The sequence below is a fragment of the Microcoleus sp. S13C4 genome (assembly GCF_036700865.1).
Taxonomy (GTDB): domain Bacteria; phylum Cyanobacteriota; class Cyanobacteriia; order Cyanobacteriales; family Microcoleaceae; genus Microcoleus.
In genome coordinates this window covers 32,567-45,252 of sequence record NZ_JAUBPS010000024.1, presented here as the reverse complement: position 1 = coordinate 45,252, position 12,686 = coordinate 32,567, and the positions used below count along the sequence as shown (strand labels likewise).

Annotated in this window: 8 protein-coding genes; 2 read left to right on the top strand and 6 right to left on the bottom strand. The window is 47.0% G+C overall.

What is annotated here, in order from left to right; translation table 11 throughout:
• Positions 1-31: 31 nt before the first annotated feature.
• Positions 32-4,267 carry a PAS domain-containing protein gene (locus QT996_RS12575; RefSeq protein ID WP_333046878.1) on the bottom strand — a complete coding sequence of 1,412 codons (4,236 nt, stop codon included), beginning with the start codon at positions 4,265-4,267 and terminating at the stop codon, positions 32-34.
• Between the two features lie 722 nt (positions 4,268-4,989).
• On the opposite strand from QT996_RS12575, the gene hemG reads away from it, so the two are divergent.
• Positions 4,990-6,450, top strand: coding sequence for a protoporphyrinogen oxidase (gene hemG, locus QT996_RS12570; protein WP_333046877.1), 1,461 nt, complete (start codon positions 4,990-4,992; stop codon positions 6,448-6,450).
• Positions 6,451-6,538: 88 nt separating this feature from the next.
• Here hemG and QT996_RS12565 read toward each other — a convergent pair whose 3' ends face one another.
• The 5 genes from QT996_RS12565 to QT996_RS12545 all read right to left on the bottom strand — a co-directional run bounded on the left by QT996_RS12565 (position 6,539) and on the right by QT996_RS12545 (position 11,791).
• Complete coding sequence (locus QT996_RS12565; protein ID WP_333046876.1) at positions 6,539-7,231, bottom strand: response regulator transcription factor; 693 nt, start codon at positions 7,229-7,231, stop codon at positions 6,539-6,541.
• Between the two features lie 105 nt (positions 7,232-7,336).
• The gene (locus QT996_RS12560) at positions 7,337-9,607 is read right to left on the bottom strand and encodes a tetratricopeptide repeat protein (RefSeq protein WP_333046875.1); all 2,271 of its coding nucleotides are present in this window, start codon (positions 9,605-9,607) and stop codon (positions 7,337-7,339) included.
• A gap of 422 nt (positions 9,608-10,029) precedes the next feature.
• The gene (gene psb34 / locus QT996_RS12555) at positions 10,030-10,197 is read right to left on the bottom strand and encodes a photosystem II assembly protein Psb34 (RefSeq protein ID WP_333046874.1); all 168 of its coding nucleotides are present in this window, start codon (positions 10,195-10,197) and stop codon (positions 10,030-10,032) included.
• 69 nt (positions 10,198-10,266) lie between these two features.
• A complete protein-coding gene (locus QT996_RS12550) occupies positions 10,267-11,298 on the bottom strand; it encodes a thiazole synthase (RefSeq protein ID WP_333046873.1) in 1,032 nt (343 codons plus the stop codon).
• Positions 11,273-11,791 carry a CdiA C-terminal domain-containing protein gene (locus QT996_RS12545; protein ID WP_333046872.1) on the bottom strand — a complete coding sequence of 173 codons (519 nt, stop codon included), beginning with the start codon at positions 11,789-11,791 and terminating at the stop codon, positions 11,273-11,275. Before QT996_RS12545 ends, QT996_RS12550 begins: the two co-directional genes overlap by 26 nt.
• A 45-nt stretch (positions 11,792-11,836) precedes the next feature.
• Between QT996_RS12545 and QT996_RS12540 the strand changes: the two genes are divergently transcribed.
• Positions 11,837-12,538, top strand: a complete 702-nt coding sequence (locus tag QT996_RS12540) for a Crp/Fnr family transcriptional regulator (protein WP_333046871.1) — start codon at positions 11,837-11,839, stop codon at positions 12,536-12,538.
• Positions 12,539-12,686: the final 148 nt, after the last annotated feature.

Here is a 12,686-nt window from a genome sequence, read left to right as displayed (position 1 = left end):
TCTGGTGCAACTACCAATTACCAATAAGTCATTACCTTTGCCGAATTGGAATCTCGATCGCGAATTCAGTTCCCTCTCCCGGCGCGGAAATGCACCGCAGCGTTCCCCCGTGTCTTTCCACCACAATCTGATAGGATATAGACAATCCCAAACCTGTACCTTTACCTACGGGTTTAGTAGTAAAAAACGGGTCAAATACCCGAGATTTAACAGACTCTGCCATTCCCGACCCATTATCTGAAATTGCGATCGCAACCCGATTGTTCTCCAACACCTCCGTGCGAATCCGAATCCAAGGCAATGCGTCGCAACTTAAAGGTAAAGTCGGAAAATCTTGCCCTCCCTCTTCCGAATAACTCGCCAAGTCCAACTTCCTATGCCTGACATCCGCTAAAGCATCAATAGCATTATTTAAAATATTCATAAAAACTTGATTTAACTGTCCAACGTAGCACTGTATCGGCGGCAATTTTCCATATTCTTTAACTATTTCAATCGGGCGATTTCTGCCATTTTCTTTAATTTTGTGTTGCAAAATTAACAGAGCGCTGTCTATGCCTTCGTGGATATCAACACGCTTGATATCTGATTCTTCCAGGCGGGAAAAGTTGCGTAAAGACAGAACAATTTGCCGAATGCGCTCTGCTCCCGTTTTAATTGAATTCAGGAGGTGCGGGAAATCCTCTTTCATAAATCCCAAGTCTATTTCTTCAGCCAACTCTGCTATAATAGCAACAGGTTCCGGGTAATGTGTTTGGTACAAACTGCACAGTTCCAGCAAGTTTTTGGCATACTCACTAGCGTACATAATATTACCGTAAATAAAACTGACAGGATTATTAATTTCGTGAGCAATTCCCGCCACTAGCTGTCCCAAACCCGACATTTTTTCCGCTTGAATTAGTTGAGCTTGAGTCCTGCCTAATTGTTTCAATGTTTGCTCAAGTTGGCGATTTTTATGTTTTAATTGAGATTCGGCTTGTTTCCGTTTGGTGATATTGCGCGCGATCGCGATCGCTTGATTCGAGTTAAAAGGCAGCAATCTCGCTTCATAAGTTTCTTCTCCTGCGGGCATAGCTAGCGAATACTCTATATTAATTGGAGTTCGTTTTTCGGAAACTTCAAGCATTGCCATCTCGAATTCGCGGGCGGCGGTTGCGGGCAATATATCGGTCATTCGTTTGCCCAGAAAATACTCGGGGCTGAGGTAAAAATCCAAGGAATTTCCTGACAAGTAGTCCAAAATAAGGCCGTCAGCATTGAGCCGGAAATACAAATCTGGCAATGCCAGGAAAACTGCTTCCAACTCGGAAGTTTTTTGGCGCAATGCTTCTTGAGCGCAGTAGCGATCGCTAATATCAAAAATCACCCCGTCCAAACAGCAAACGTTTCCCTCTGCGTCGAACACAGGAGAACCTTTATCCCACACCCATTTAACCGTGCCGTCTGCTGCTAGCAAGCGGTATTCCAAATTATAAGACTGTTTGTTTTCTATTGCTTGCCGAATAGTGACTTCTACTTTTGCCAAATCTTCCGGGTAAATAATGCTAGCAAAAGTCCTACCTCCCCTGTCCAAAGACAAAATAAAATTCGCAGCAGGGTAGCCCGTTAGTAAGTAAACGGCATTGCTAATAAAACTTGTTGAAAAATCGCATTGCCAGCGATAAACTACTCCGGGAATATTCGCTACCAAAGACCTAAATCTGGTTTCGCTCCGGCGCAAAGCTGCTTCCGATTCATGGCGTTCTGTAATATCGTGAGCGAAAGCTAGCACTGCAAATATATTGCCCTCAGCGTCGCGCAGGGGCAGTTTTTGGGTGTCAAAAATATGTACTGAACCGTCTGCAAACGTGGCCACATCGCAGGGATTATGGACGATTTCACCTGCCAGTACAGCAGAGTCGTCAGTGCGAAAGCCTCGGATATTTTTTGCTGAGTTTCCCAATACTATCTCTTCGGAAAATCCTAACTCTACATCTAATTTTCCAATAATTTCTTCGACTGTTTTACCGAGCGCTTGAGCGAAACTCCTGTTTGCCAAAATACAGCGAAAATTGTTGTCCTTGGCAAAAATCCAATCGCTGGTTTTGTCTATTACTGTACGCAGGAGTTGTTCGGAACGTTCGGTTTTTTCCAAAGAGGCTTGCAGTTGTAATTCCAGGCACTTGCGAGCAGTAATGTTTTCAAAAGCAACACCGACGCAGTTATTCGGTAAGGGAAAAGCTTTAATAGAAAAAGCGCGAGTTATTCTGCCCGCTTCATCACAGTCAATATCTTCAAGTTCTACGGCTTTCTGGCTGCGAATTACCGAAGCAAATGCTTGGGGAATGTTTTTCGATCGCAGGTGGGGAAAAATCTCGTCGATTGTCATTCCCAAAACATCCGCCATTTCTAATCCGGTAAACAGGGTAGCAGCGGGATTCGAGGCGATCGCCCTGAGAGTGCTGTCATCGTCTATATTTTCTAAATGGTAGACGTACAAACCAATTTGCATATTCTCGACAATTTGGTCGTAGAGGCGCACGCTTTCGTCTACCTGCCTGCGTTCGGTGATATCTTCAGTAATACCTAAAACGTACTGAGGATTGCCTGCGGAGTCGAGAATTGGCACTTTGCGGGTGTGCAATATTCTCATACCTTTGTGGCGAGTTTGGATCGGTTCTTCGGCTATGTCTTGAACAGTAGATTGGTTGCGATCGGCGGTCAATATTTCTCTATCTTGAGCAGTAAAAACATCAGCTTGTTCTTTGGGGTAAATATCGTAGTCATTTTTGCCTATCGCCTCTTGAGAAGTAACACCTGCGATCGTTTCTCCGGCTTTATTCCACAGCACAAATTTCAGCGAAGAAGCATCTTTAGCAAAAACTCCCACCGGCAGGTTTTCTACTACGGAATTGAGGAAGCCTCTAGCTGATTTTAATTCAGCTTCTGCACGCTTGCGTTCGATGCCTAAAGCGATGACATCGGCAACCGATGCTAAAGTTTCCTGAAAGGGTGCTGTCAGGGGCTGGCGGCTGATAATTACCATGACTCCCACCAGCCGTTCTTCGACTATCAAAGGGTAGCCAGCGAAGGTAAGAATTTGCTGGGGAATTGGGCAATTTGCCGGCTTTTGACTGGTGTTGATAATTGCTACTTCGGAATTTTGCGCCTCTGTTGCTTTGGCGGATTCTTCCTCTGGTAGTCCAAAATTATTCAGTTCAAATCCGCAGTCAAATTCCGGTTTTTGCTGTTTGGCGATCGAGTTAACCTTACTTTCAATAAAGCTAGCCCGATCGTCTGTGCGGCTGTATATTCCCGAGGCTGCTTGCAATTCCCAAACATGATGTGGAGAGTTGAAAGTCCAAATTTCAGCCGAAGCCACATCGAGATTTCGCACCATTGCCTCGCAGCAGGGAAGCAGGATATCTTGAGGGTGTTTGGTGAGGGCAATACCCACATCGGCTACCATTGCTGTGAGGCGAGAAGCTTGGGCTTTTTCTGCTTCCAACCGTTTGCGATCGGTGATATCTTCCACCAAAGAAAGCACGGTAAAAGTGTCGCCACTGCGAATAATCGAGTTGAACCAGCGACACCAAATTACCTGTCCGCTTTTAGTATAGTTGCGGTTAATTGAAGTATTGCCGTTGCCGGTGGCTAGTTCGAGTTCGATCGCGCTTACAGCCTCTCTATCTTCCTCGCAAACCAAAGCCAAATCGCCGAACTGCTTGCCCATCATATCATCGGATGTCCAGCCAAAGATTTCTTCAGCGCGTTTCGACCACTGAATGATCCGAAAATCTTCATCCCAGCCTACCATTGCCAGGGGACTGTTAGCTGCATTCAACCATAGTAAATGGTTCGATCGGCGCAACTGTTGAGTTTTCTGCTGCTGCCAGCGGTAGTGCCTGGTGATATCTCTACCGACGCCCAAAACCCGCATCTGGTTGCTAGAGGCATCCACCGCTGGCGTATAAGCAGTTTCGTAAATTTTAATCCCGCCGTCGGCCGCCGTCACCTCATGAATTGCCAGCCGTTTTTCCCCGGTTATAAATACTTGTTGCAGGCAGGAATCAATCTGCAAAATTATATCTTTTATCGCAGGATTATTAGGATATAATTTCAATAATTCCTGATTAGTTTTGTTGAGTATTTCAGCAGGCTCCAATCCCATCCAAGCAGCAGCAATAGGATTGATCGAGAGGTACTTTTGCTGTCGGTCGCACTCTAGGAAACCATCAACCGAGTTAGAGAAAAAAGACTGAAACGAGTTGATAACTTCCTGCATGGGTATTTTTTCATGAGAAAAGCTTAGTATTACGGAAACCTCATGTCTTTAGACTGAGCGAGGCAGCACGTATCAGGCAGTTTTCACCGCCTTGAATATTGATTATTGCTGCTACACAGGGCTACTAGGTACTTTTATGATCTATTTTCAACGGAACAATTACCGTTTTAAATATTTCATCGGCGATGCCATAGCAGCTTGGCCTTACACCCATATTTTTGATAACGTAATCCGTTAAGACTATAGCTAGTCAACTCTCTCTTTTGATTAGGGCATAAAGCCCCCTCTCTTGAGAGCGGGGTGCTGACTTGCTTAAGCTGTAAAATTTTCCTAAAGTTAGTTTAACCCACTCAAATCTTTTTGGGCACTTTACTGCTGCGTTTCCCGGTGCAATTTTTGGCGCTGTTCCCTATAATACAAAAATTTTAAAGAAATAGTATTTTTAGGAATATAGCTTAATTACAGCAGATGCTCTTTTTTTAAACCAGGCCCAGCGGATACAAAAGCGAGATGGAGAGAGGGGGAGACGAGGAGGTGGGCAGAGAGAGGTTCTCATCCACAACCTGCGAGAAAAATGCTTAAGAAATGCCCGAAAGCGTACCAATTCCCAATTCCCAATTCCCAATTCGGTAATCTGAAAGCGGTTTGGCACTACGCGCGGCAATGAACGCAAGCCGTGCAAAGCCATGTAACATAAAGATTGCGATATTTTTCTATGTAATATGGAACTATTAGATACCTTGATTGTGGGTGCGGGTATTAGCGGTTTGAGTTTGGCGCACGCACTTGACAAGGAAGCAACGAGTGCATCGCCGCTGAAGATTTTAGTCGCTGAGAGTCAGGGACGTGTGGGCGGGAACATCACCACTGTCACAGCGGAAGGGTTTCTCTGGGAGGAGGGCCCGAATAGTTTTTCGCCGACGCCGGAATTGATGAAGTTGGCTGTGGATGTGGGATTGAAGCAGGAGTTGATTTTTGCCGATCGCAAATTGCCTCGTTTTGTTTATTGGCAAAATAAGCTGCAACCGGTGCCGATGAGTCCACCGGCGATGATTCAGTCTCAGTTGCTGAGTTTTCCAGGGAAACTGCGGGCGTTGTTCGGGGCTTTGGGGTTTGTCGCGCCGGCAATCGGTGCTCGACTTTCGCAGCAGGGTGACGAGGAAACTGTTTCTCAATTTTTCCGCCGTCATCTCGGTACGGAAGTGATGCAGCGGTTGGTGGAACCTTTTGTTTCTGGGGTTTATGCGGGAGATCCGCAACAACTTAGCGCGGCGGCGGCTTTTGGTCGGGTAACAAAGATGGCTGATGTGGGTGGCGGACTGGTGGCGGGGGCGCTGCTTTCTGCTAGGAAAAGACCGAAGAAAATGCCCGCAGACCCGAATGTTCCTAAAACTAGGCCGGGGGAGTTGGGTTCGTTTAAACAGGGGTTGAAGGCTCTGCCAGAGGCGATCGCTGCTCAATTGGGCGATCGACTGAAACTCAACTGGCACTTGACTCGCCTCCAGCGTACACAACGCGAAACTTACATTGCTGTATTCTCCACGCCCGACGGACAGCAGGAAGTTGAGGCGCGTACCGTGGTTTTGACAACGCCGGCTTACGTTACAGCCGATTTGTTGCAGCCTCTGCAACCGGAAGTTAGCAGTGCTTTACAAGCTTTTACTTATCCTACGGTTGCCTGCGTTGTATTAGCATATCCGCAGTCAGATGTCAAGGGTAAATTAGTAGGTTTTGGAAATTTAATTCCGAGGGGGCAGGGAATTCGCACTCTCGGGACGATTTGGACATCGAGTTTATTTGCCGATCGCGCGCCTGCGGGCTGGCAAACTCTCAGCAGTTACATCGGCGGGGCTACTGATTCGGATATTGGCAATCTTGACTCAGAACAAATCGTTCGGGAGGTACACCGAGATTTGTCTCGGATTTTGCTGAAGCCCTCGGCGGCGCAGCCGAAAGTTTTGGCGGTGAATGTGTGGAAGCGGGCGATTCCTCAGTACAATTTGGGGCATTTCGATCGCCTGCAACAAATCGATCAAGGTTTAAAATCTTTGCCTGGGGTGTATTTGTGCAGCAACTACGTTGGTGGCGTGGCTTTGGGAGATTGCGTGCGAAGGGGTTTTGATCGTGCACGAGAAGTGGGCGAGTATTTGCAGAACAAACAATCAGATACTCGATCTGAATGATTGTCTGGGGAGGGCGGGTTTAAAAATATCGAGTATGTTAATCCGAGATATTGGTGAACCCGCCCCTAAAGCCGAATGGCGAATGCTACTAGGTTGTTGGCTCAAACTTGTAACCCACCCCCCGGACGGTTTGAATCATCGGCAGTTGATTGGGATCTAGTTCAATTTTGCGGCGAATTTGACCGATATGGACATCCACCACGCGATCGGCTCCTACATACTCGTAGTCCCAAACTTCATGCAGCAATTCCGATCGCCTCCATACGCGACCGGGTTTGCTGGCCAAACAGTACAGCAGGTCGAATTCTAAAGCAGTCAAAGCAACTATCTGACTGCCGAGAATTACCTCGCGGCGAACCGGATCTATTAGTAGCTCTCCAAAAGTAAGACTTTGTTGTTCGGCGGGAGTAACAATGCGTTTGCGCTTCAAAATTGCTGCAACGCGAGCTCCAATTTCTACAAGACTAAAAGGTTTAGTAATGTAGTCGTCAGCACCTTCGGCAAACCCTTTCATTTTGTCAGCTTCATCGGTTCGGCTGGTCAGCATCAACACAAACACGCCCGTGCGTCTTTGCATTTCTTGACACAGTTTGTAGCCAGTCGTATCAGGTAAATTTACATCTAGAACTACTAAGTCAGGATTGAGTTGCTCAAATAATTCCAGACCAGTCTGACCGTCCTGGCCAGACTCAACTTGATAACCTTGCTGGCTCAAAAAACGGTGAATTAAATTTCGGATTGCCGGGTCGTCATCAACCACAAGAATTTTTACAGGGGCCATGACCACAAGTTTGCTTGAAGAATTAGGCAAGAATATTCAGCCATAATAATAGAAAACTGGATACAAATCTCGAAAAAATTGAGCTTTTAATAGTTATAGCCCTATTTATAACCTACGCAAAATTTCAGGCAATAAATCTCCAGGAACTTTGGATAAGGCTAAATTTTGGCCTGGCAGCCCACATTCACTATAGAAAGCTCTAATCGTTTTAACAATATAGCTCAATGCTGTTTGCCGGGAATCAGCAGCTTGGGAGTTTGCCGGGGCTTGCAGGTTGAGTTTATCCCCATATGTTAACCCTTTGTCATTGAGATGTTGTCCCCATTCGACGCACACTTGCAACTGGTGGTGTAGTGCTGCTTCTAGATGGCTTGTCTGTGCGACTTTGTTAGTGGCGAAAGTTGGGTCGGTGGCTAGTTGATAGTGGGCTAGTCCGAGATTGTTGCGAGCGGCCAAGGCGTCAAAGGTGAGTTGGGTTCGATCGAGCTCTCCGGCGATATCCAGAGCGGCTTCGTAGGCGGTAATCGCCTGCTGCAATGATTCTGTCCGCGCCTGTTTCTGCTGAAACTGGTTCGCCAAATGCCAATAAGCGGTACCCAGATTATTGGAGGTGGCTGCTGCTGCTGCGGGTACTAATTCTCGGGTGCGGTATTTCAATGCTTCGCGGTAGGCGGAAATCGCCCTGACTAGCAGGGGTTCTGAGGGTTCGTGCTGGGCGAGGTTCCAGCAGGCGGTACCGAGGTTGTTTTGCACTCCGGCATAGTTGAGGGGTTCTCGTTCGGGACTGTAACAGGAGAGGGCTTGGGTGTAAGCTGCGATCGCCCTTTTGAGATATACGATCGGCTCACCATCTTGGGCTAAATTCCAGTATGCTGTCGCCAAATTATTCTGAGCAGCAGCGTACTGCTGAGGCTCCACGGCGGGGTCTAGATCCAGCAGCGCTTGTTGGTAAGCTGCAACTGCGTGCTGCAAGTTCTCTGTCTTGTCTCGATAGCGGGCTAAATCGGCCGAGGCGATTCCCAAATTTTTGTTTAATCTAACGCGGGTTTGGGGTACGGTTTCGGTATCTGTTCGGTTCAAACCTTCAAGGTAGAGGGCGATGCTGCGTTCAAGGCAGGATACCGGATCGGAGGCGTTATGCTGCGTGCGATCGCGCGATAGCATCCAATAGAGAGTGCCGAGATCGTTAAGCAGATCGGAAATTGGCGGTAGGCTGTTGGACTCCTGGGCGTACTGAGTTAAATTTTGTGTCAATTGGGCAATCAGCCGCGCGCATTCCTCAGTTAGTGGTTGATTTTGCTGCGAGTTGCTGTCAACGTCGAGATACGCAATCACTTGTTCGATCGCGCGAATAGCGATTGTCAGGTTTTGCTCTGAAACGTCTCCGCCCAGAATGCGATCGCGGTAGTAATTTCCCAAACTGTGATAAGCCAAAGCCAATGCTTCGGAACAACACTGATGTTCTTGCAGCAGTTCGATGTATTGCAGAGTTTGCAGCGGCAGAAAATTCTCCTCTGATGAGGCATTATTTTCGGCTGCCACATCCTCAGAAGCGGCTGCTAGCACCAAATCTGCCAGTTCGACGGATTTAGAATCTGGCCCTGGGGACGGGGAATGGGAAATTGGGGATTGTTCGTCCTCTGTTAGTTGGACGGATTTAGAATCTGGCGCTGGGGACGGGGGATAGGAAATTGGGGATTGTTCGTCGGGAATTGGGGATTGTCCAGACAAAGAAGGTATTAAAAGTTGGTTGCCAAAGTCTCCGCTGTCCCGTAAGTTTCGTAAGTCTCCGGAGTGCCCGAAGTCCTCAAAGTGCCCGAAGTCTCCCTTAGCTGGAGTTGGTTCGCCTTCAAACTCAAATACTCCGGTTCGCCAGTGCCAAAATTCCGGGGCCGATTGCTCGATCGAACTTAGCCAGGGGCGCGACACCCACAGCAACAGAGTAGACTCGCACATTTGCAGGTTTGCTTCGATGTCTCTCAAATAGCTCAGGAACGACCACTGCACTGCTGCTGACTGTCTGGTCAGGTGTTCTGCCCCGAGAATTTGAAATCCCGGCAAAGGGCTGTAGCTGCCTCTGTTTTGCGGCGGTGGGTGTTGGGTCAGCCACGCGGCGATCGAACCCCAAGGATTTGGATCGCTCAAGTCGAGTTCCAAACTGACAAATCGGGGGTAGTTGATCGGGGAGCGAGGATCTGAGCCTGCGCTCTCTGCGGCTAATTCTGTCTGCAAGCGGGCTGCCAGACAGTCCCGCAAGCACAAGTCGTCGCAGGCGGCAATAAAAATTTGACGGCGTAAATTGAGGTCGATCGCCTGTTTCAAGCGTTGGTATATCAGCTTGTTCGAGCTAGAAACTGTTTGGGAAGGAATAGACATCACGGTCAGCCGATGTTAGATTTTAGATTTTAGATTTTAGGTTTTAGATTGTAGATTGTAGATTTTAGAGTTGAGAGTTAAAATCTCCATCGCTCATAACTCACAACTAAGCCCCGAAGGCAGTCAATCGCACCCGTGATGACTAAAGGATTGTAGATTTTCAATTGGCAATTTTATGTGGGTGGCGAACCAGTGTGATTAATTGCAACCCAAGTCCCTGAACCCAACAGCCGAGAGGAAAAAACCCAATTTCTGCTTGTCTTATTTAGCTTTCCAGCTCGCTCGGCACGCTTCAGGATTGTCGCAACTACCTGCTTTGTATTGAAACACAAAAACCATGTTTCCATTGGTTGGAAAACATGGTTTGCTGAAGGATTATTTAAAATTGCGATTTGAAGCAGCTTTGACTCTCAGCCCAGCTTTTAGACGGAAGCAGCCACAAATACCAAACCAGCGACCAACATGGCTGCTGCAATTCCCATAATGATATAGTTCCGTTGCTGGTTCTTGTTGGGAGGTTCGGCGCCGTACACCTTCGGCTCTTTAGCAAAGTTGTTCAGGCGTCCATCGTCATCTTTGATGTAAGGCATCAGTCACAATCCTTAATATTTTTGATGCTTACAACTGTACCAAAAAAGCGCCCAGGAAAATTCTGCCATTTATTTGGAGGTGACAGTGCCTGTTTGGGGAGAAGAGGCGATCGCGTAATCTTTGACCGGCATTCTTCCTGCTAAGTACGCCATCCGCCCCGCTTCTGCTGCCATTCCCATTGCTTTGGCCATTGCGGGGGAATTTTGGGCATTGGCGATCGCCGAATTAATCAAAAGTGCATCGGCTCCCATTTCCATTGCTCGGGCCGCTTCGCTCGGCGTTCCGATCCCCGCATCGACTACCACCGGAACATTCACCGTGTCAATAATTATTTGAATGTTGGCCGCATTATTGATCCCTTGCCCGGAACCGATGGGCGAACCTAAAGGCATGACTGTCGCACAACCGACTTCTTCGAGGCGTTTTGCCAGCAAGGGATCGGCATTGATGTAGGGCAAAACGGCAAAACCTTCTTTAACTAATTGTTCTGCCGCTTCCAAAGTGCCGATCGGATCTGGCAGCAAATATTTAGCATCGGGAATCACTTCTAATTTGACAAAATTATTGTCTTCTTGCCCTAAAAGTTTCGCCATTTCCCTGCCTAAACGAGCTACTCTAATAGCCTCATCCGCAGTTTGACAACCCGCAGTATTTGGCAGCATCCAAATTTTAGTCCAATCCAGAGCCTCTGCCAATCCTTCATGGCCGGGAGCATTTGTTTGCACTCGCCGCACAGCTACAGTCACAATTTCGCACCTGCTAGCGTTGACACTTTGCTGCATTTCTGCGATGCTGCGATATTTTCCCGTCCCCGTCATCAAGCGAGAATGAAAAGTTTTGCCGGCGATAATTAGAGGTTTGTCTAAAGGGGGCGTTGCTGTATCTACTGGATAGCCAAAAATGCTGTACTCAAGTGCCTCTTCCCACTGTGTTCTGCCACCCATCATCTCTTCAAGCTTCCAACCTTCTTCTATTGTGAGATCGTCGTGGCTAACAGCATATAAAATTTGCCCTACAGTAATTAATTTAGCATCTCGCGGCATATTGTTCTGCAATCCCCGCGCTACAATCTCTTTAAATTCGCTGAAATGATCTTCCATTGTTCCACTCTTCCCTTGTGATGATTTGAATTTGTTCGCTGTTAACAACAAAAAATATTTTTTGAATTTGCTTTTCGGTATCCCAAAACAGAGCTTGTTTGATGCCAGCGTTGATTTTCCCGACATCATAATTTTCTCGATTGATGTGAAAAACAACGGCTGATGCACCTTGCTTTTTGGATCTACTGATGCCTTCTTGCACTCTGTCTCTGATGTTTTGAGTCTGTTCAGTCAACTCCTTAAATTCGCAAATCTCACCGTCAATCTCAGCGTCTGGCGTTCTCACACCTTCTGCTGCTTGCTCGCTCAACATTCTAACTCTCTTCCCTATTTTAGCCAAAACTTCCGCAAGAAATATTTCCGAATTATTAAGATTATGTTGTTGGTGAATTAGCACAAATCCGCCAGCTATCTCATCAAAATAATATCGCCGATATTCGGGTTCGGCATTTTCGTAGATGGCTCTGCTTGTTTCGATATATTCTGAATTCACCGTTATTATACTGTCAATAGACTCCGAGCGGGTAGAGTTAAATGTATGAAAGCAACTGTTGAGCAACTGGCTAAAATTGGAATATTTGCCAGCTTAAACCCAACTGAATTAGAGCGATTGCAAGAACACACAGTAATTCGGACTTACCGACAGGGAGAAGTTGTGATGTATGAGGGCGATCGCATCCCCGAAAAATTATACACTCTTTTGAGTGGTTCTCTGCGGGTTGCAAAAACAGCGGCGGCGGGCAAAGAAACAATTCTCCGCACTTTATTTCAGGGAGATATTTTTGCCGCACCTGCTTTGCTAGGCAACGGCATTGCCCCCGCAACGGTGACAGCAGAAACGGATGTGGAAGTTCTTACCACAGAACGGGAAGTTTTGCTAGCAGCTATTCGGGAAAATCCTGAGATTGCCTTGCGAATATTGGCGGTGTTTAATCAGCGGTTGCAGCAACTGCACGATACAGTTCACGGGTTGGTGTCGGAAAGGGCGATCGTGCGGCTGGCCCGATTTATTCATTACTTTGGGATCGAGCAAGGTACGAAGATTGCGGATAATAGTGTATGTTTAGAAAAACGTTTTCCCTACTATCAAATTGCTCGCAGTATTGGAATTACCTACGAAGAATGCGTGCGGTTGTTTAAGAAACTCAAGCCGTTTGTATCCTACAGTCGAGGCGGTAAAATTATTGTATTGGACTGGAAAAAATTGGAGGATATCGCCTCTGGAGATGAAATAGATTAAATGTTAAAATCTCCATTCTTGTAAGGGCGGGTTTCACAAACAATATTTGACTGCCACTCACTATCTATATAAACCCGCCCCCCACAACCAGTGAATCGGGGCGGGTTTATCAGATTATTGATTTTCGGCAATTATGGTTGGTAAAATT